An 18,635-nucleotide genomic window follows, 5' to 3' on the forward strand; every position below is an offset into this window, starting at 1 on the left:
AGTTATTCACTCCACGCATCGCTAACGAAGAGATAACCCTGACCCCAAACCGTCTTGATTTTATAGGGCTTATCACTGTTGTCACCGAGCTTTTTGCGCAACCGCGAAATACGCACGTCCACGGTGCGATCCAGGCCATCATATTGACGACCGATCATTTGCTCATGCACGTATTCACGGCTTAACACCTCTCCGGCATTGCTGGCAAGCAACCAAAGCAGCTCGAACTCATGAGAAGTAAGCGTAATTTCACTGTCTTTTAAGGTAACGATGCGGCTGTTTTTATCGATTTTCAGCTCGCCAAAGGTGACGCTTTGCACCGCTTTATCCTGCTCCTGGGTACGACGCAACAAGGCGGTAATCCGCGCCAACAGCACTCTAGGCTCTGCCGGTTTAATCACATAGTCATCGGCACCCAGTTCCAAGCCAATCACCTGGTCAAAGTCTTCGCCCTTAGCGGTTAACATCAGAATAGGAAAAGAATATTTATCTCGCACTTCGCGACAGACCGCAAAGCCGTCTTTACCCGGTAGCATCACGTCTAAAATCATCAGATCCACTTGATGCTTTTGCACATAATCCATTACCTCGTCACCACGAGATAACACCTCAACGTTGAGGTTATTCTGTTGTAAGTAGTCCCGGGTTAGCTCTTGCAGAGCCAGGTCATCTTCGACTAAGAGTATGTTCGCCATGGGCCAACTCCTGAATTAAAAAAAGCTCCATACGGAACGCAAGCGTCGACGCGAGCTGCGTAACGTTTGCAATTCCAGCTGGGTATCTACGACTAATTCGCCTGTGTGCGCGTGAGTGAGGGAGTATATGGCTGGTAACTGAACCTTGGCTTTATACTGCCACCCCCCCTGTTGCTGCGCGGGCCAGCAGCCCAAGGTGCGATTATTTTCAAGCAAGCACACCGGTATGGCCTCGGGCAAAGTCCAGCGAATATTAACCTGCGTTGTACAGGCTTGTTCTTTGTTTTCAACCACACAAAATTGCGGCGAAATTTCCAACAGCTCGTCCCCGTATGCAGGCATGGCGGTCATAACCACCGCGCTGCCGATCACTGCTGTCGCCGCCAAACTCATCATACTAAAAAAGGTGCTTCACACCGATAAACAAGGTCAACGAGGAAGAGTCCTTAAACAATGGGCTGGCCTCGGCTTGGGTATGATAATCGATATATCCAAAGTGCATGCGCAGCGCATTATGCTCGTCGACTAGGTAGCTGACATCAATTTTAGCATAGGGTTGTATACTGCTACCAACGACAATGGCACCATAACCGCCTGTTTCTTCGCGACTTAAGCCATAGAAGTAGTCGTTCTGCTCGGAACTGCTGTAATTGATGCCAATATTGGGCTCCAATACCCATTGCCCGATACGATATCCCCAACGCCAACTTGCTTGAGCACGCCAGCCGCGATACACATCGCTGACATCCGCCAAGGCCTTGGCCTGAAATTGCCCTATTCCGGTAAAATAATGATATTCAAAACCGGCATCGAAAGCCCAGCGGCGCGTATCAAGCTCATCGACCCTCACTCTAGCCGGGCTGTCGGCGAGCAGAGAAGAGCTTCCTGCTTGCAGCGCGAAGACATTGCTGGGATGCCAGTCGACAAAAAACCGCGTTTCCGGGTTAATCTCGGTAATGGCGCTGAGCACATGCTCGTCTTGGTTGACAAAGGTGTAGCCCACCTGATTATTATCGAGATACCAGGTATCGGTGTAATAAGCGACATCGGGAACCAGGTACAAGTGCACATTGTCGCCTCCGTGCAGCGGGTTGCTCATCACTCCGTAACCGATGTTAATGCCAAGATGCCATTGCTCTAACGGCACCTCATTGGCATGCACAGCGCTACCCAACGCAGCCAAAACGGTGCTCAACACGGAAGTATGAAGCCCTAAACGCATATGGTTCCCCAAGAATAAACGAGCCGCTATCCTAGCAACAGTCAAGGTTTTGTTCAGTATGCAATAACAATTGTTAACAAATCGCGCCCTTTTGGTCACCTAAACGCCATTTATAATTGCTTCGCCAACTGCCAACAGGCGCCAAGCGCCGGCTCGGACAGCCGTCGCTGCAAGGCCACCAGGCCAAGTTCAAAAGGTGCCGGTGCATCACCCACCTTGACTATCTGTACCTTATCACTAAATGGGCTGTTTTCTAACACCACCTGCGGGATCAAGGCCACTCCCAGGCCTAAACTGACCATGGAAACCAGAGCCTCATGGCCGCTGACCTGAGCATAAATGGGCGGCTGTATTCGCCTTGTTCGCCACCAATTAATCAGCCGGCTTCGATTCTCGCCCTGCTCGGGAATAATAAAGGGCAATTGTTCCCAGGCAATCGTCCCTCCTTGATTAATTTGCTGGCTCACCTCGCAGGGCATTTTTGGTGCGATAAACACCAGCTCCGACCAACCTAAACGGCAAAATGCCAACTGCTGTGCTAGACGTGCGGGTTTCGCGGCGATGGCCACATCTTCATGATGATCCAGGACTCGTTCAAGAGCCTGAGCCGGATCGCCAGTATGTAATTTCATCTCAATTTTACCATGGCGCTGACGCAGTGCCGATAACAAGGGATTCAAGAAACTGTAGGCGGCACTGACCGAGCAAAAAATACTGAGCTCTCCGGCGACTTCCTGCTCTTGGTTCAAGCTTGCTTTAAACTGCTGCCAATGCACCAGGGTGTTTTTGGCATAGTGAGAGAAGTGCTCCCCCGCCGCAGTCAACTGTACATGACGGTTATCACGCACAAACAGCTCACACCCCACTTCCTGCTCTAACTGTTTGATGTTACGACTCAGGGTCGAGGCGCTGATATAACACCGCTCGCTGGCACGACCAAAGTGCAGGGTCTCGGCAAGCGCCAAAAAGTAATGCAGTTGTTTATGTTGCATGGCCACCTCATTTCAATATACGCAACACAATAATGCAAATATATCATTTTACGCAATACTCTATTTTGCCTAGAGTCAATAACAGACCTATTAGCAGAACTATTATTTTCGAGGATCGACAATGGCAAATTACTTCAACTCCCTACCGCTGCGCGAGCAACTGGCACAATTAGGGCAATGTGAATTTATGGATCGCAGCGAGTTTAGCGACGGCGTCCAGGTACTCCTTGGCAAAAAGCTAGTCATTGTCGGTTGCGGTGCCCAGGGCCTAAATCAGGGGTTAAACCTTCGTGATTCGGGCTTAGACGTTAGCTATGCCCTGCGAGAGTCGGCCATTAGTGAGCAGCGTCAATCTTTCCTAAACGCAAGCGAAAATGGTTTTGTGGTCGGCACCTATGAAGAGCTTATCCCCGATGCGGATCTGGTGTTAAACCTGACACCCGATAAACAACATAGCGCCGTGGTTGATGCGGTTATGCCACTGATGAAGCAAGGTGCTACCCTTGCCTACTCCCATGGCTTTAACATAGTTGAAGAAGGCAAGCAGATCCGCGACGATATTACTGTGATCATGGTCGCTCCCAAATGTCCGGGGTCGGAAGTGCGCGAAGAGTACAAACGCGGTTTTGGGGTGCCCACATTAATCGCCGTGCATCCGGAAAACGATCCTGAAGGTAAGGGCCTGGCTCAAGCCAAGGCTTATGCCGCGGGTACTGGTGGCGATCGCGCCGGCGTACTGCTTTCGTCCTTTGTTGCCGAGGTAAAATCGGATCTGATGGGCGAACAAACCATACTGTGCGGCATGCTGCAAACCGGCTCCCTGCTGTGTTTCGATAAAATGGTGGAAAAAGGCATCGATCCCGGGTACGCGGCAAAACTCATTCAATATGGCTGGGAGGTGATCACCGAAGCACTTAAACACGGCGGTGTCACTAATATGCTTGACCGCCTCAGTAACCCGGCGAAATTAAGAGCCTTTACCCTTAGCGAAGACCTGAAAACCATTATGCGCCCGCTTTATAACAAGCATATGGATGACATTATCAGCGGCGACTTTTCCAAGGGCATGATGGCGGACTGGGCCGAAAACGACACCAAGCTACTGGGCTGGCGTGCGCAAACGGCAGAAACGGCGTTTGAGCAACAGCAAAATAGCGATGTGCACATCAGTGAACAGGAATTTTTCGACAATGGCATTTTGATGGTAGCCATGGTCAAGGCGGGCGTAGAATTAGCCTATGAAACCATGACGGCGGCGGGCATCAAAGCCGAATCGGCTTATTATGAGTCGCTGCATGAAACACCGCTTATCGCCAATACCATAGCCCGTAAAAAGCTTTATGAGATGAATCGTACCATTTCAGACACCGCGGAGTATGGCTGCTATTTATATAACCACGCCTGTTTGCCGCTGCTGCAACCCTTTATGCGCAACATAGACACGGATGTTATCGGCCGTGGCCTCGAGCAGACGGACAATGGTGTTGATAACCAGGCCCTGATCCAGGTGAATGCAGCTTTGCGTAATCACCCGGTAGAGATCGTCGGCACTAAGCTGCGAAGCTACATGTCGGCAATGAAAAAGATTGTTTAAACAACGTAGGTAGCCACCGTCACTCCCTTGCGCCCAAAGTCGATGCTTTGGGCTTTTTTTCTTTACGAATCAATCACCCATTCATGCTTTGTAACAATTAGCCAACGGCCTAAGCGACAACCTAAACTATACTTAGACTAGTATGTGCTCCAAGGATTGGGCCCGAAGTATTGTCTATGCCTGAGCCGTGGAGGTTAGTATGCGCACCTTAATCACCCTTATGGTACCGCTCCTTTTGTTATGGGGGTGCATTAGCACACAAGTCAAAGAGCTTCCCCCACCGCCAAACAACTTGGCACAGCACCCGCAGTTCCATGCACAAACTGTGGAAAGTCTGGAAGAGATATTCGCGCTCGATAGCTCAATGAAAGCCCAGTTAAACAACGCCTTTGCCACCCGCTCTGCAAATCTCAGTGCCACCAAGCGCTTGATGATGCACATTTTAGAAAATGGCGATAAAAGCGTGCGCTACCAATCCGGTGCCACCCTGACCGCGGCGCAAACCTATAAACAACTGAATGCCAACTGTTTATCCCTGTCCATTTTAGCCTTTAGCATGGCCGAGCACTTGGGTTTAAAGGGGCAATTTCAACGCGTGCATATTCCGGAATATTGGGCACTTAATCGCGGTTATAACCTGCTCACCGGCCATATTAACCTGCGCTTATACCAGCCGCGTCATCGTAACGAGGTCTATGAATTGTACAATGCAGAGCGTGAGGTATTGGTTGATTTTGCCCCGGACATCTCCAACGGCAATTTTAAAACCACGGAAATCACCAAAGAGCGTGTCGCCGCCATGTTTTATAACAACAAGGGCGCCGCCGCACTAGTCGAGCAGGACTATGAACGCGCTTACAGCTACTTTTTCGCCGCCACACAAATGGACCCCTACTACTCGGGCGGCTGGGGAAATCTAGGTGTTCTCTATCGACTAATCAATGACTTTGAGCGCGCCGAAAGCGCCTATCAATACGCCATCAATATAGACAAGGATAACAACACTGCGCTCGGGAATCTGGCGATTCTTTATCGCCTCACCGAGCGCGAAAACCAGGCCGTGGATATAGAACGCAAACTGGCACAAATGCGCAGAAGCAACCCCTACTACCATATCGCTCTGGGTAACGACAGTCTGGTGCAAAAACAATATGCCCAGGCTCTGAGTCATTTTCGCAAGGCGCGCGAGCTGGATGAACGTATCCATGAAAGCTATTTTGGCATGGCCCACACCTATTACTTGATGGGTGATATTAAGGCCACACGCAAATACTTGCTAATGGCGCACAAAAAAGCGCAATTTGACTATGATAAGCTGCGTTATCGCGGCAAACTGGCTAGCTTGGAACTGATCGCAACAAATCGATGAAAGTAAATTTATACTTGTTGGTCGTGCTGGGGCTTTTTGCTTCGCACCTGGCCGTGGCGGCCGTGGCGACCACTGCGCCTCAATGGCACCAGGATGTAACCTACCTCAGCAGTGAAGCCCTGGCTGGGCGCAAGGCGGGCAGCGACAGCGGTGCTCAAGCCGGGGACTATGTGCAAACCCGGTTACAACAACTGGGTTATAAAACTCAGGTACAGCCATTTGCCTTTAAGCAGGGCTTTTTTCAACAGGGTCAGGGGCGCAATATTATCAGCAATGACTGCCAACGAAATTGTGTGGTGATCAGTGCCCATTACGATCATTTAGGCAAACCCGGGCGTCACTATTACCCTGGAGCCAATGATAACGCCTCTGGCGTTGCCGCTATGCTTTACATAGCAGAGCAACTGCAGCCACTGCGCGAGCAAATCACCTTTGCCGCCTTCGACGCTGAGGAAAACGGCTTGCATGGGGCCAAGCACTTCATCAAAGGCAAAAACGATGATGCCGTACGCCTAAATATAAATCTCGATATGCTTAATATGCCTCGCGCCAACAGCCGTTTGTTTTTCTATACCCGGGAAGTTTTATGCCCCATGGCTAAGGCGCATATTGATAACAGCCCCTTAAAAACACAAATGGCCAGAACCAATCGCAGCATCAATCGTCGTCTTAGTGCCGAGCGTATCGACTGGCTAAGGGCCAGCGACCATTGGGCTTTTGCCCAGCAAAAATTACCCTTTATCTTTGTCACTTCTGCGGACGACCCGCATTACCACAAGCCAAGTGACACAGCGGCACAGATCCATGGCGAACGTTATGCGCAAACGCTGCAGCTATTAACGCACTTTATTAGAGAATTGCTAGGACCTCGGTGCGGTGATTTTCATGCGCATTGATAAATTTTTCCTTACCGGCGCGGCTGCGCTTTTTAATCTCGGCTTCGAGTTTACAGGCATCGCTCCGTGTCCCCACCGGCATAGTGAATACCAAGGTGAGCGGCCCCTTACCCTTTAGATTCTTAGCCCCTTTTCCCTGCTCATGCGCCTGCAGGCGTTTAGCAACATTATTGCTGACCCCGGTATACCAGTGACCGTATCTTGTTTGCACAATATACAACCACCATGACTCGGATTTATCTAAACTCATTAAACTAATTACCTCGGTTAGGGTCTGATTTATGATTTCGCGCTTTACCTTCGGTGTCGAATGGGTATCATGCTAACAACAACTAATAAGGACTGATAATCGAACATGCAGTGGTTTAAACAGTTTTCGCTGGTAGCAGCCATCGTTATTGTATGCAGTAGTTTAAGTGCATGCTCTAGTTGGGTCTACCGCATCAATATTCCGCAGGGAAACTTTCTAGAACAATCCGACGTTGATAAATTACGAGTCGACATGACTCGCGAGCAGGTACTCTACGTGCTAGGTAAGCCGGTTGCAGAGGATGCCTTCGACAAGGATACCTGGTATTACCTTTATGTTTTCAATCTTGGTCGTGAATTTGAACAGCGCAAACAGCTTAAGCTAAAGTTTGCCAACGATCGCCTGGCCAGCATCAGCTCGGAAGATTACGAGCAACCGGAAGACTTTAATACCCCGCTAGAACAATAACGAATTAAACGGGATGATGTAAAAACGCGGCCATGGCCGCGTTTTTTATGTCACTGGTCTACAAGTTAGCCAGGGTCTCCGTTTTTCACCTTGGCACCGGTGATTTTATTGGCACGCCCTTCTTCTTTGGCTTTTTCGGCCCGTTTACGGCGAGCTTCTTTTGGATCGGCAATTAGCGGTCGGTAAATCTCAACCCGATCCCCAGCCTTAAGCTCGGTATCCAACTTGCAGGTACGATTCCAAATGCCCAGGGTTAGGTTTTTCATATCAATTTCCGGGCATTTTTCCACTATGCCCGATTTCAATACTGCTTCTTCGGCCGTGCTGCCTTTCGGCACTTCAACACTAAGCACGGTTGCTTTATCGGGTAAGGCAAACACCACTTCAACTTCTATCATTAACGCTCTCCGTAAACCACTTTGGCGCGCTGGGTAAAGGCCTGCACCATGTTTTTCGCGACCTCGTTAAAGACGCGGCCAAACGCCATTTCCACCAGCTTGCTGGCAAACTCAAATTCCAATTTTAGGCTCACCTTGCAGGCATGCTCATCTAGGGGCTTAAACTGCCAATGACCATGCAGGTGTTTAAAGGGGCCATCCACCAAAGCCAGGGCGATGGTGTGGTGCTCGGCGTCGAGTGTATTCTCTGTGGTAAACCACTTTTTTAGCCCGGCCTTGGATATTTCCAATCCAGCACGCATATGATTTTGCTGCTGAGCAAACACCTTGGCGTCACTGCAATGGGGTAAAAACTCAGGATACGCATCGACATCATTAACTAGGTCGAACATTTCCTTGCTGCTATACATCACCAGCGCTGATTTTTCTATTTGTGGCATAACCTCTCCTCACAACAGCGCAATTCTAGCAAGCTTTAGGGCCAGCCCCAAGGGGCATTCGCAGGACAGGCGTTTAAGGTAAAAACCGGGCGCCGCAACCGACGCTATGCAGGTAATAAAAAACTGGTGTAAATGCGCATACAATCAGTATAATGGCGCCACTATGGCAAAGAAAAAAACAGCAAAATCGACCTCAAATACCATCGCGCTCAATAAAAAAGCGCGCCATGAGTATTTTTTACACGATAAATTCGAGGCCGGCCTTGAGCTTCAAGGCTGGGAAGTGAAAAGTATTCGCGCCGGTAAGGTTAATATCTCCGATACCTATATCCATATTAAGAACGGGGAAGCCTATCTATTGGGGAGCCAAATCCAACCCCTAAACAGCGCCTCAACCCACACCATTTGCGATCCAATGCGCTATCGCAAGTTGCTTTTAAACAAGCGCGAAATCGACCGTTTGATCGGTGCCACCGAACGCGAGGGTTATTCCTTGGTAGCCACCGCCATGTATTGGAAAAAGTGCTGGGTAAAATTGGAGTTTTACCTCGCCAAGGGTAAGAAAATGCATGACAAGCGTGCCGATACTAAAGAAAAAGATTGGGCTCGTGAAAAAGAACGGGTCATGAAACACAAAACAAAATGAAAAAAAGCGAACCTATGTTCGCTTTTTTTGTATCCATTTTAAGTAACAAAATATTACCGTCACCTGCCTTCCTTCCACATCTCAAAGCCACTAGTACTGCCCCGTTCGCCACAAACATGTAAATTAATCTAAACGCTTTTTTACAGATTCAGCCAAAAGACGCATTGCCACAGGCTTGTTAATAATGTTAATTCTATGTTTCTACTGATTTTCTACTACACTCCTACGTGGATATTTAGCAGTAGATAATTATGACAACAAAAAATCCCCACAGGGATAATAATAAGGATTTCAGGATGAGAAAGTTCACACCCAGTGCCTTGCGCACGGCACTCACCTTGGCTTTAGGCACCGGCGCGCTGTCCATGTCGATTCAAGCGCAAGCCGAAGAGACAACGGCGGAAAACGTCGAACGAATTGAAATAACCGGTTCGCGTATTAAACGCACCGATATGGAAGGTCCTTCACCGGTACAGAGCATCGGCAAGGAAGATATCGCCAATATGGGTTATGACAACCTTCAGCAATTGCTAGAGCGTATGCCAGTTGCCGGCAATGGTACCTTCTCGACCCGCGGCAATAACCAGGATTCAACCGCCAACGGTGGTGCCGCGGTAAGCTTACGTGGCCTAGGCCCCGATGCGACCCTGGTACTAATCAATGGCCGCCGCGTTGCCATCAGTGCCTTTGCCGAGAGCATTACCAACTCTTTCGTTGATATCAACTCGATTCCGGTATCGGCCATCGAGCGTATCGATATTCTAAAAGACGGCGCCTCGGCCATTTATGGTTCCGATGCGGTCGCCGGTGTGGTCAACGTGATCTTGAAAAAGGACATCGAAGGCATCGAAGTGAACCTCGGTTATGGTGGTACCACGGGACCAAACCACGAAGAAACCACTGCCAGCCTAGTATGGGGTACCACCAGCGACAAAGGCAGCGCCTCGGTTATTCTTGATTACTTTAAAAATACCGGACTTGAAGCCGATGAAATGGGCCGTTTAGGCACCGCTAACCAATCGCCTTATGGCGGTATGGATTTTCGTTCATCGCGTGGCTTCCCTGGCTATTTCTATGTCGATGGCGTGAAAACCATTGACCCGGATTGTCCTGCCGACAGCGCCACCGCGAGCGGTAGCTGTTTATTTGATTACGGCCCTTATGGCTTTATTACACCGCCTGCCGAGCGTGTTGGTGCCATCGCCCAATTCGATTATAAATTTAATAACGATATCACCGCCTTTATGGAAATCGCCGCGCAGCATAATACTTCGGAAGCCGGTGGTGCACCAACACCATTGGATGAAGATGCTGGCTTAACTGTCCCTGGCAGTCATCCAAACAACCCTTTCAACCAAGATATTGAAATTGGTCGTTACCGTACAGTAGATGCGGGCCCTCGCCGTTGGGACATCGAGTCCGATACCCTGCGCATCGTGGCGGGATTACGCGGTGAAATCAATGACTGGGGCTGGGAAGTAGCAGCGCAAAAAGGCCGCAGTAAGTCAGAGCAAACCGGCGACCGCTCTATGGGTTGGGTCCGTGTTGACTTCCTGCAGCAGGAAATCGACGCCGGTAACTACAATCCCTTCGGTGGCGTTCAGAACTCACCTGAGGTCATCGACCGCATCACCACCAGCCTAGTGCGTCGCGGTGAGTCGCATATGACCTCATTCGATGCCAGCATCAGCGGCGAAGCCTTTGAGTTTAATGAGCATATGGTCATGATGGCCGCCGGTCTTGAGTACCGCGATGAAGACGTCAGCGATGTGCCTGATGACCAATTCCAGCGCGGTCTGATCTTCGGCACAGAGTCGGTATCGGCGGCGGCAGAGCGCGACCAGTGGGCTGCTTATGTGGAATTCTCCATTCCTCTAAGCGATGATTTTGAACTACAACTGGCCGGTCGTCACGATGACTACAGCGACTTTGGTTCAACCACCAATCCGAAGGTAGCTTTTAAATGGGCACCCAGTGGCGAGTTTTCACTACGTGGTTCATGGGCTCAGGGCTTCCGTGCTCCATCGCTGGCACAAATTGGCTTAGGCCCATCGGAAGAGAGTCAATTCTTCATTGATACTTATCGTTGTCAGGCCACGGGCCAAGACTGTGATCTACTCGATTACAATATTGAGTTTGCCGGTAACCCGGATCTTGATGCCGAAGAGTCTGAGTCTTGGAACCTAGGTGCCATTTGGGCGCCGGTTAACGAGTTCGGCATATCTGTAGATATCTGGAGCATCGAGCAAGACAACAAGATCGACGAACAAGACTTCGGTAGCGTATACAACACCCATTGTAATGACCAAAACAGCACCGTGTGTGTGCGTCTTCCTCCTGTTGCAGGCCAGAGCCTGGGTGTGATCCAGCAGGTGCACAGTACGTTCGAGAACGTTTCTTCGCAAGAGGCCTCGGGTATCGACCTATCCACCAACTATAAGATGGATATGGACGATATGGGTCTGCTCAAGTTCAACCTTGAGTGGTCATATATGCACGAGTTCAACAAGGACGGTCGTGAGTATATCGGCGAATACGAATACCCGCGTCACCGTGGTTTATTCGCCACCAACTGGGAGTTCCAGGACTTCAATGTCAACATGAACATCAGTTATGTGGGCTCGTTTGAAGACACCCCGGATATCAACTTTGACGGTGATCTTGATTTCGACACCGCCAAATCCCGCGATGTTGACTCCCATACCCTGGTAGATATTCAAGGCGCTTATAACGTCAACGACGATATTCGTATCTCAGTGGGTATGAACAACGTCTTCGATGAAGATCCACCGTTTGCTATCGGTGATGGTGATTCCGACCTATACGGTTATGTATCTTCGGTACACAACCCACGTGGTCGTTATATCTACACCAACCTAACATGGCGCTTTAACTAAAACGCCAAAATGAAAAAGGCCGCTAAATAGCGGCCTTTTTATTTGCTGTGTTATACCAAGGACAATCGTTTAGCCGTAGGTATAAGAGGCTTGAATGCCCAGCGGAATACCCAGACCCCAATAGGCCAGTAAGAACAGGCTCCAGCCCACCAAGAAGGCAATGGAGTAAGGCAACATCATGGCAATCAGGGTGCCGATACCTGTGTTCTTCACATACTTCTGACAGTAGACCACCACCAGCGGGAAGTACGGCATCAGCGGCGTAATGATGTTGGAGCTGGAGTCCCCCACACGATACGCGGCCTGCGTTAAGTCCGGCGAGATATTCAGTTGCATCAGCATGGGCACAAAAATAGGTCCCAATAACGCCCATTTCGCCGAGCTCGAACCAACAAACAGGTTCACAAAGGCGGTTAAGAAGATGATGCCGATAATGGTCACCCCGCTTGGCAGCGACATGGCCTTAAGCACGGCAGCGCCCTCAATGGCCAATAGAGCCCCTAGGTTTGACTGCGCAAAGGCGGCAATAAACAAGGCACAGAAAAACGCCATGACTATATAATACGCCATACCTTCCATGGCCTTGGTCATGGCCATGATCATGTCTTTCGAGGTCTTAAAGGTACCGGCAACAAAGCCGTACACTGCACCAGGTATCCAGAACAGCAAGAAAATCAGCGGCACTATGGATTGCATAATCGGCGCACTAAAGTCCGCCAGGTTGCCATTTTTGGCACGCAGCGGTGACGTGTCTAAGCTCGCAACATAGGCCAGCAAGGCCAAGCCGGCCAGCATAACGCCGGTGGCAATTAAAAAGGCTTTCTTCTCTTTGCCCGTGGCCTGGTCAAAGGCAGGCAGTTCATCGGTATTGCCGTCCACTTCTGAGCTCTTCAGTCGCGGCTCAATAATTTTGTCGGTGATATACCAGCCCACCAGCACAATAAAGATGCTCGACAGCGAGGTAAAGTAATAGTTGTTAAGTGGGTTCACTTCCATGGTCGGGTTGATGATCTGCGCCGCACTTTGGGTAAAGCTTTGCAGTAAGGGGTCAATGCCCGATGGAATAAAGTTGGCGCTAAAGCCGCCACTCACCCCGGCGAACGCCGCGGCGATACCCGCCAAGGGATGACGTCCCATGGCATAAAAGATCACCCCGGCAAGCGGAATTACCAGCACGTACCCGGCATCGGTGGCTGTGTGTGAAACAATGCCCACCAAGATCACCATGGGCGTCAGCAACGCCTTAGGTGTGCGTTTAAGCATAAGTTTAATGCCGGTATTGATATAGCCCGAATGCTCGGCCACACCCACACCCAGCATGGCCACCAGCACCACGCCCAAGGGTGCAAAACTGGTAAAGGTTTTCACCATGGAAGCCAAAAAGCCCGCCAAGGCATTGCCGGTAAGCAGGTTGTTCACCACTATGGGGGCTTGAGTGCGCGGGTCGATAACATCGAAGGTCACGCCCGAGAAGGCCCAGGATAGAACCCAGATAAGTAACATGGCAAAGAGGAAAATCATTGCCGGGTCTGGCAGTTTATTCCCCACTCGCTCTATGGTATTGAGAAAGCGCGCGATTGCGCCACTTGGTGCAGCTCCTTGCTGGTCACCATTATTATTATTCATTTTGTGACTCCTAACCTAAAAACAGCCACTCGGGCACAGGTCCCGAGTGATTAACACCATGCAGCCTACTTGAAAATTAACATAAAGGCTACATGCTAAAGCATTAGACTCGCCTAATGCCTGTAACTAGGTAGAGCTTGAAGCCGTTAACTGGCCAGGGCTTTCACCTGCTCCCAAATAACCACTACATGGTCGCGGTCGGCATCGGTTAGTTCCCCACTATGGTATGCCTTAACCAGGCTCTGCTCAATCTGCTCGTTTAGCTCTGCCGGACTTAGGGCCAGGTTTTCCACTTGCGCATAACCCACGGCCAAATCGAAATGACCGCGTAAATAGCCGCCGGCAAATAGCTGGTCGTCATCGGCGTGATCAACCAAATCGTCAAAAAAACGCTGCGCCGCGTCTACATAATTTGAATAAGGCATTACTGCTCCTCATTGTGGCCCACGGCATAGAGCACGTGGTCATTAAAACCTGTGGTTACTTGAATATAACCGGATAATTCGTCGTCCAGGGCGCTGTCGCCGGTATCACAAATAAGTGGTCGCCCCTCTAGCGCCTGCAGCTTGCTCTTGGTCGCCACCACGATAATGTTTTCTTTGCCTATGGCACGGATCAGGGCCGGACTCAACTGTTGGTTACCACGACCAAACAGGTGGCCCTGGCCGCCAATCAAGGTGATCACCAGTTTAGTCGGCTTGTCTTTGCAGGCCTCAAGCAACTGTTGTGCGGTCATATCGCGGCCGATCAATTCCTGATCCTGGACCAGATCAACGCCAAGCAGGGTATTGTCCAGACCCATTTCTTCCATCACCGCGGCCACGGTTGAACCCGAACCGATGATATATTGCCAATCTTCGTCCATCTCGCTGACCACATAGGCGGCGATGTCGGCAAGCACCAGCTCGTCCACTTCCTTACCGGCCCCATTTTTCACCGCCTGCACATAGCGCAATTCGCTCGGCACACGCAGTTCACCATAGCGTTTGGCACGCACCGCACCGGCGCGAAAGGCGTCTTCATCGATATCCATCACATCGCTTTCGGCAAGCGTGACCAGCTCGCCCTTAACCAGCATCTCCACCACCCGGCCCGCCGCTTTGGGGGTAATGGCATAGACGCCGGAGTGGATTTTGCAACCGGCGGGAATGCCCAAGGCCGGTACTCGCTCGCCAATGGCATGGCAAAGGTTTCGTGCGGTGCCATCGCCACCGGCAAATAAAATCAGGTCAACGCCTTGCTCGCACAACATTTGCGCCGCACGCTCTGTGTCCTGTGCCGTGGTAGGGTGGGCACTGTGATACACCACCTCGACATTAAAGCCGAGCTCCCTGGCCACCAACTCTCCCATACCGCCATTAACGGTATAGATGGTCACATGCTCTTGATGCGGCAGCAACTGCTCAAGTGCCGCGCGAGCACGCAGGTGCGCCTTGGGCTCTGCACCCAGAGCCATGGCTTTAGCGGCGGTATCGGCACCATCACTGCCCTTCAGAGCCACCGCGCCTCCCAGGCCGGCCACGGGATTGATAATAAAACCCAGCTTAAACTGCATAATCTAGTTCCTTTGGAGGTTGCCATTGTATCTGTGTGCGACACAGCGGATAAGGTTGATCATAATGCTGTGCCAGGGCCTTAAGCAATTGCTCGGTGCGCGCATTAAAACCCTGCTCTATCAAGGTCAGGAGTTTATCATAGACACGCTTTTGAAAGGAGAAGCGACAGGTTTGCTCACCACCTAGGTTATCCGCCGAGACGTTAAAGGTAAAACCGGCGGCCAAACACAGCGCCCATTCAATGGCCTGCGGATGCACCTCAACATTTTCAAACTCATGCTGCTGTGCCTTGCTGCGACCATCGGGGCAATACCAGTAGCCGTAGTCTTCCAATTGACGACGACGCTCTCCGGCCACCAGCCAATGGGCTATTTCATGCAAGGCGCTGGCATAAAAGCCATGGGCGAAGACAATGCGATGATAGTCGCACCGGTCGTCGGCGGGCAAATAAATAGGCTCATCGTCGCCACGCACCAATCGGGTGTTATGGGTGGCAAAAAATGTGCGTTCAAAGAGTGTGATTAATTCGTCAACCTGGTGCATAACTAAGGGTAAATTCAAAACACCGCGCGATTGTACGGGCTTTGGCCGCTAAAGTAAAAAACGCAGCCCTAGGGCTGCGTTTTTTATTCGGGTCTTTGGCCGGGTATTGGCCCATGCTCGAGGCGTACATCGGGGTTTTGCCCCCGTTGACGCAACAGGTGATCCATCAGGGTGATGGCCATCATGGCCTCGGCGATGGGTATGGCGCGAATGCCCACACAGGGATCGTGACGGCCCTTAGTGATCATCTCCACCGCCTCATTACTGGTATTAATGCTCTGGCCCACCACGGTAATGCTGGAGGTCGGCTTAAGGGCAATGCTGGCGACAATGTCCTGACCGGTGGAAATACCCGCAAGCACGCCGCCGGCATGGTTCGAGGTAAAGCCTTCCGGCGTCAGTTCATCGCGATGCTCTGAACCCTTTTGTTCGACCACCGCAAAGCCGTCGCCAATTTCCACGCCCTTCACCGCATTGATGCTCATCAGCGAATGCGCCAGCTCCGCATCGAGGCGGTCAAAAACAGGCTCACCCAAGCCCACGGGGACGCCACTGGCAACCACCTTGACCTTGGCGCCGATGGAATCGCCTTGTTTTTTCAAATCGCGCATATATTCATCCAGGGCATCAAGCTTGCTGCTATCTGGAAAGAAAAACGCATTTTGCTCAACCTGCTGCCAGTCGTACTGCTCGGCCTTAATGGGACCGAGCTGTGACAAACAGGCTTTTACTTCTATGCCATGAAACTGCTTAAGGTATTTTTTGGCAATAGCTCCGGCGGCCACACGAATCGCGGTTTCCCGCGCCGAGGAGCGTCCACCGCCACGATAGTCGCGAATGCCGTATTTGTGCCAATAGGTGTAATCCCCATGACCCGGTCGAAACACGTCTTTGATCTTGCCGTAATCTTTGGAGCGCTGATCGGTGTTTTCAATCAATAAACCAATACTGGTTCCCGTGGTTTTACCCTCGAACACGCCGGAGAGGATCTTCACTCTATCCTCTTCACGACGCGCTGTGGTGTAGCGACTCTGTCCCGGCTTACGGCGGTCTAAGTCGCCCTGTAGGTCGGCTTCATCGAGCTGCAAACCGGCGGGACAGCCATCGACTACCCCACCGAGGGCGGGGCCGTGGCTTTCACCAAATGTGGACACCCGAAACAGCTGCCCTATGCTATTACCTGCCATACTTCATCCTCATTCCAAATGGCGCGAAAAATCAGCGGTGCTTATTGCCCGAAGTAGGCATCAAGCTGTGCTTTAGAAATCATAAATACCCCAAGGCCACCGTGTTCAAACTCTAACCAGGTAAAGGGGGCGTCGGGGTAAAGCATCTCCATATGTACCATAGAGTTGCCCACTTCAACAAATAACAAACCTTGTTCGGTGAGATGAGCGGAGGCCTTGGCTAATAGCTCACGGGTAACATCCAACCCGTCCTCGCCCGATGCCAGACCCAGCTCCGGCTCATGGTGGAACTCTTCTGGTAAGTCGGCCATGTCTTCGGCATCCACATAAGGGGGGTTGGCGACGATCAGGTCGTATTTTTCATCCCCCACGCCGCTAAAGACATCGGATAGAATCGGCATCACTCGATCTTGCAGTTGGTAATCCTGAATATTGAAGTCGGCCACCGCTAAAGCGTCGGGAGAAATATCCACCGCATCCACCAGGGCATTGTCAAACGCTTGCGCCAGGGCTATGGCGATACAGCCCGAGCCGGTACACATATCAAGCACGCGCGTGATTTGCTCAGGGTGCTGAACCCAAGGAGAAAACTGCTCGTTAATAAGCTCAGCAAAGGGCGAACGCGGCACCAGCACACGCTCGTCAACGTAAAACGGCATGCCAGCAAAATAAGCCTGATTGGTTAAATAGGCCACCGGCGTACGCTCGTTAATGCGTCTTGCGATCAAGGCACATAAATGCTGTTTTTCGCGACTAGTCAGGCGACTGCCCAGCAGGTTTTGCGGGGCATCCATGGGTAAATGCAATGAAGGTAGAATAAGTGCTACCGCTTCATCCCAGGCATTGTCGGTGCCATGACCAAAATAAATGCCATGGGCGCTAAATTGACTGGTGGTCCAACGTAGCCAATCGCTAATGCTATGCAGTTCCTGCTGAGCTTCCTGCAGTTCAGCATCGCTAATAAGGTTGTCGTTCATATTCTGTTGCTAGTTCAGCTAATAATGTCGCCATTGTAGCGTGTTTAGCGCTAGGTTTTTATGCTTTTTTTACCTGGTATCTGTTTATCCAGTTGGCTTACTTTAAGCTCAACGTAAGTTGTAGCGGATACGCATGCCGCGTATTTCTACTGCGTTTTCTCATATTCATGTAGAATATCCAGCTAGCACATGCACAGCCTTGTATTAATACCCTGCAAGCTGCGCCAGAAACAAACAGCAAGAGTCAATAACCCCCAAAGTCTCGGCCATGAAAAAACAGCAACCTCCGAGTTCGGCCAACACCGAACTGTCGCAAGACGACATCGATCTATTTCGCCAAAGCATTGGCTCGACCAAGCGGGTGAAAAACGACACCGTGCGCCTTACCAGCGGGCAAAAGAAGCACATCGGCGAGCGCCAACAGGTGCAGCGTCAAAGTAAAACGGAATTCTACTTTTCCGACGAGTACATACCCGATATCGATACCCAGGGTACGGTTAGCTATGTCAAAGAAGGTGAAGACAGATATCTCGCCAAGCAGCTAAGGCGCGGTGACTATGCCCCGGAGCTTATCCTCGACTGCCATGGCATGAGCAAAGAAACGGTGAAACTGGAACTGGCGGCCTTGATCAGCGCGTGTAAAAAGCAACATGTACACTGCGCCTGTGTGGTGCACGGTATTGGCGAGCGCATTTTAAAACACAAGGTGCCTCAGTATCTGGTGCAGCATCCGGATATTATCGCCATGCATCAGGCGCCATTGGAGTATGGTGGCCGGGGTGCCTTATTGATTCTGATTGACCTACCGGTGGATGTCAGTCCACTTCTTTAGTAACGCACGCACACATACATTATCAGGGCCCGCCATGGGCCCTAACC

General features: G+C 50.9%; 20 protein-coding genes. 7 read left to right on the forward strand and 13 right to left on the reverse strand.

Annotation, left to right across the window (positions count from 1 at the left end):
* Positions 1 to 2: 2 nt before the first annotated feature.
* The 4 genes from C2M29_RS12515 to ilvY all read right to left on the reverse strand — a co-directional run bounded on the left by C2M29_RS12515 (position 3) and on the right by ilvY (position 2,909).
* Complete coding sequence (locus tag C2M29_RS12515) at positions 3 to 695, reverse strand: response regulator (protein WP_105190080.1); 693 nt, start codon at positions 693 to 695, stop codon at positions 3 to 5.
* Between the two features lie 15 nt (positions 696 to 710).
* Positions 711 to 1,082, reverse strand: coding sequence for a DUF3019 domain-containing protein (locus C2M29_RS12520; RefSeq protein ID WP_158684727.1), 372 nt, complete (start codon positions 1,080 to 1,082; stop codon positions 711 to 713).
* A gap of 10 nt (positions 1,083 to 1,092) precedes the next feature.
* A complete protein-coding gene (locus tag C2M29_RS12525; protein WP_105190082.1) occupies positions 1,093 to 1,917 on the reverse strand; it encodes a MipA/OmpV family protein in 825 nt (274 codons plus the stop codon).
* Positions 1,918 to 2,027: 110 nt separating this feature from the next.
* Positions 2,028 to 2,909 carry an HTH-type transcriptional activator IlvY gene (ilvY, locus tag C2M29_RS12530; RefSeq protein WP_105190083.1) on the reverse strand — a complete coding sequence of 294 codons (882 nt, stop codon included), beginning with the start codon at positions 2,907 to 2,909 and terminating at the stop codon, positions 2,028 to 2,030.
* Positions 2,910 to 3,030: 121 nt separating this feature from the next.
* Here ilvY and ilvC point away from each other — a divergent pair, with 121 nt between their 5' ends.
* The 3 genes from ilvC to C2M29_RS12545 all read left to right on the forward strand — a co-directional run bounded on the left by ilvC (position 3,031) and on the right by C2M29_RS12545 (position 6,768).
* Positions 3,031 to 4,503 (forward strand): ketol-acid reductoisomerase, encoded by a 1,473-nt coding sequence (gene ilvC, locus C2M29_RS12535; RefSeq protein ID WP_105190084.1) that lies wholly within the window; start codon positions 3,031 to 3,033, stop codon positions 4,501 to 4,503.
* 199 nt (positions 4,504 to 4,702) lie between these two features.
* Positions 4,703 to 5,872 carry a tetratricopeptide repeat protein gene (locus C2M29_RS12540; RefSeq protein ID WP_105190085.1) on the forward strand — a complete coding sequence of 390 codons (1,170 nt, stop codon included), beginning with the start codon at positions 4,703 to 4,705 and terminating at the stop codon, positions 5,870 to 5,872.
* On the forward strand, positions 5,869 to 6,768 hold the full coding sequence (locus tag C2M29_RS12545) for a M20/M25/M40 family metallo-hydrolase (protein WP_105190086.1): 900 nt from the start codon (positions 5,869 to 5,871) through the stop codon (positions 6,766 to 6,768). The genes C2M29_RS12540 and C2M29_RS12545 overlap by 4 nt, the downstream gene beginning before the upstream one ends.
* On the opposite strand, the gene C2M29_RS12550 is transcribed toward C2M29_RS12545, so the two are convergent.
* The gene (locus C2M29_RS12550) at positions 6,722 to 7,018 is read right to left on the reverse strand and encodes a GIY-YIG nuclease family protein (protein WP_105190087.1); all 297 of its coding nucleotides are present in this window, start codon (positions 7,016 to 7,018) and stop codon (positions 6,722 to 6,724) included. The two genes, C2M29_RS12545 and C2M29_RS12550, sit on opposite strands and share 47 nt — an antisense overlap.
* A 105-nt stretch (positions 7,019 to 7,123) precedes the next feature.
* Between C2M29_RS12550 and C2M29_RS12555 the strand changes: the two genes are divergently transcribed.
* Positions 7,124 to 7,486: an outer membrane protein assembly factor BamE gene (locus C2M29_RS12555; protein WP_105190088.1), complete on the forward strand. Its 363-nt coding sequence runs from the start codon at positions 7,124 to 7,126 to the stop codon at positions 7,484 to 7,486.
* 65 nt (positions 7,487 to 7,551) lie between these two features.
* Here the strand turns inward: C2M29_RS12555 and C2M29_RS12560 are convergent, their stop codons facing one another.
* Entirely contained in the window at positions 7,552 to 7,884 is a 333-nt protein-coding gene (locus C2M29_RS12560) for an RnfH family protein (RefSeq protein ID WP_105190089.1), read from the reverse strand.
* Complete coding sequence (locus C2M29_RS12565) at positions 7,884 to 8,324, reverse strand: type II toxin-antitoxin system RatA family toxin (protein ID WP_105190090.1); 441 nt, start codon at positions 8,322 to 8,324, stop codon at positions 7,884 to 7,886. The genes C2M29_RS12560 and C2M29_RS12565 overlap by 1 nt, the downstream gene beginning before the upstream one ends.
* A 163-nt stretch (positions 8,325 to 8,487) precedes the next feature.
* Between C2M29_RS12565 and smpB the strand changes: the two genes are divergently transcribed.
* Positions 8,488 to 8,970: an SsrA-binding protein SmpB gene (smpB, locus tag C2M29_RS12570; RefSeq protein ID WP_105190264.1), complete on the forward strand. Its 483-nt coding sequence runs from the start codon at positions 8,488 to 8,490 to the stop codon at positions 8,968 to 8,970.
* 296 nt (positions 8,971 to 9,266) lie between these two features.
* Positions 9,267 to 11,867, forward strand: coding sequence for a TonB-dependent receptor plug domain-containing protein (locus tag C2M29_RS12575; RefSeq protein ID WP_105190091.1), 2,601 nt, complete (start codon positions 9,267 to 9,269; stop codon positions 11,865 to 11,867).
* 69 nt (positions 11,868 to 11,936) lie between these two features.
* Here C2M29_RS12575 and C2M29_RS12580 read toward each other — a convergent pair whose 3' ends face one another.
* The 6 genes from C2M29_RS12580 to prmB all read right to left on the reverse strand — a co-directional run bounded on the left by C2M29_RS12580 (position 11,937) and on the right by prmB (position 17,756).
* Positions 11,937 to 13,493, reverse strand: a complete 1,557-nt coding sequence (locus C2M29_RS12580; protein WP_105190092.1) for an AbgT family transporter — start codon at positions 13,491 to 13,493, stop codon at positions 11,937 to 11,939.
* Positions 13,494 to 13,639: 146 nt separating this feature from the next.
* Complete coding sequence (locus C2M29_RS12585) at positions 13,640 to 13,918, reverse strand: YfcL family protein (protein ID WP_105190093.1); 279 nt, start codon at positions 13,916 to 13,918, stop codon at positions 13,640 to 13,642.
* A complete protein-coding gene (locus C2M29_RS12590; protein WP_105190094.1) occupies positions 13,918 to 15,048 on the reverse strand; it encodes an ATP-NAD kinase family protein in 1,131 nt (376 codons plus the stop codon). The genes C2M29_RS12585 and C2M29_RS12590 overlap by 1 nt, the downstream gene beginning before the upstream one ends.
* Positions 15,038 to 15,592 (reverse strand): elongation factor P hydroxylase, encoded by a 555-nt coding sequence (locus C2M29_RS12595; RefSeq protein ID WP_105190095.1) that lies wholly within the window; start codon positions 15,590 to 15,592, stop codon positions 15,038 to 15,040. Before C2M29_RS12595 ends, C2M29_RS12590 begins: the two co-directional genes overlap by 11 nt.
* 83 nt (positions 15,593 to 15,675) lie before the next feature.
* Positions 15,676 to 16,779, reverse strand: coding sequence for a chorismate synthase (aroC, locus tag C2M29_RS12600; RefSeq protein ID WP_105190096.1), 1,104 nt, complete (start codon positions 16,777 to 16,779; stop codon positions 15,676 to 15,678).
* A gap of 41 nt (positions 16,780 to 16,820) precedes the next feature.
* Positions 16,821 to 17,756: a 50S ribosomal protein L3 N(5)-glutamine methyltransferase gene (gene prmB / locus C2M29_RS12605; protein ID WP_105190097.1), complete on the reverse strand. Its 936-nt coding sequence runs from the start codon at positions 17,754 to 17,756 to the stop codon at positions 16,821 to 16,823.
* Between the two features lie 268 nt (positions 17,757 to 18,024).
* Here prmB and smrB point away from each other — a divergent pair, with 268 nt between their 5' ends.
* Entirely contained in the window at positions 18,025 to 18,588 is a 564-nt protein-coding gene (smrB, locus tag C2M29_RS12610; RefSeq protein ID WP_105190098.1) for an endonuclease SmrB, read from the forward strand.
* Positions 18,589 to 18,635 lie beyond the last annotated feature (47 nt).

The organism is Pseudoalteromonas sp. T1lg48, assembly GCF_002964785.1.
Lineage (GTDB): Bacteria > Pseudomonadota > Gammaproteobacteria > Enterobacterales > Alteromonadaceae > Pseudoalteromonas.

What these genes read in the sequence shown, in the direction of transcription:
- smpB (WP_105190264.1), top strand. Translation starts at nt 8,488, where the DNA reads ATGGCAAAGAAAAAAACAGCAAAATCGACCTCAAATACCATCGCGCTC.
- ilvC (WP_105190084.1), top strand. Translation starts at nt 3,031, where the DNA reads ATGGCAAATTACTTCAACTCCCTACCGCTGCGCGAGCAACTGGCACAA.
- C2M29_RS12550 (WP_105190087.1), bottom strand. Translation starts at nt 7,018, where the DNA reads ATGAGTTTAGATAAATCCGAGTCATGGTGGTTGTATATTGTGCAAACA.
- C2M29_RS12560 (WP_105190089.1), bottom strand. Translation starts at nt 7,884, where the DNA reads ATGATAGAAGTTGAAGTGGTGTTTGCCTTACCCGATAAAGCAACCGTG.
- C2M29_RS12595 (WP_105190095.1), bottom strand. Translation starts at nt 15,592, where the DNA reads ATGCACCAGGTTGACGAATTAATCACACTCTTTGAACGCACATTTTTT.
- ilvY (WP_105190083.1), bottom strand. Translation starts at nt 2,909, where the DNA reads ATGCAACATAAACAACTGCATTACTTTTTGGCGCTTGCCGAGACCCTG.
- C2M29_RS12525 (WP_105190082.1), bottom strand. Translation starts at nt 1,917, where the DNA reads ATGCGTTTAGGGCTTCATACTTCCGTGTTGAGCACCGTTTTGGCTGCG.
- C2M29_RS12565 (WP_105190090.1), bottom strand. Translation starts at nt 8,324, where the DNA reads ATGCCACAAATAGAAAAATCAGCGCTGGTGATGTATAGCAGCAAGGAA.
- C2M29_RS12515 (WP_105190080.1), bottom strand. Translation starts at nt 695, where the DNA reads ATGGCGAACATACTCTTAGTCGAAGATGACCTGGCTCTGCAAGAGCTA.
- C2M29_RS12555 (WP_105190088.1), top strand. Translation starts at nt 7,124, where the DNA reads ATGCAGTGGTTTAAACAGTTTTCGCTGGTAGCAGCCATCGTTATTGTA.
- C2M29_RS12580 (WP_105190092.1), bottom strand. Translation starts at nt 13,493, where the DNA reads ATGAATAATAATAATGGTGACCAGCAAGGAGCTGCACCAAGTGGCGCA.
- aroC (WP_105190096.1), bottom strand. Translation starts at nt 16,779, where the DNA reads ATGGCAGGTAATAGCATAGGGCAGCTGTTTCGGGTGTCCACATTTGGT.
- C2M29_RS12540 (WP_105190085.1), top strand. Translation starts at nt 4,703, where the DNA reads ATGCGCACCTTAATCACCCTTATGGTACCGCTCCTTTTGTTATGGGGG.
- C2M29_RS12545 (WP_105190086.1), top strand. Translation starts at nt 5,869, where the DNA reads ATGAAAGTAAATTTATACTTGTTGGTCGTGCTGGGGCTTTTTGCTTCG.
- C2M29_RS12585 (WP_105190093.1), bottom strand. Translation starts at nt 13,918, where the DNA reads ATGCCTTATTCAAATTATGTAGACGCGGCGCAGCGTTTTTTTGACGAT.
- C2M29_RS12590 (WP_105190094.1), bottom strand. Translation starts at nt 15,048, where the DNA reads ATGCAGTTTAAGCTGGGTTTTATTATCAATCCCGTGGCCGGCCTGGGA.
- prmB (WP_105190097.1), bottom strand. Translation starts at nt 17,756, where the DNA reads ATGAACGACAACCTTATTAGCGATGCTGAACTGCAGGAAGCTCAGCAG.
- smrB (WP_105190098.1), top strand. Translation starts at nt 18,025, where the DNA reads ATGAAAAAACAGCAACCTCCGAGTTCGGCCAACACCGAACTGTCGCAA.
- C2M29_RS12575 (WP_105190091.1), top strand. Translation starts at nt 9,267, where the DNA reads ATGAGAAAGTTCACACCCAGTGCCTTGCGCACGGCACTCACCTTGGCT.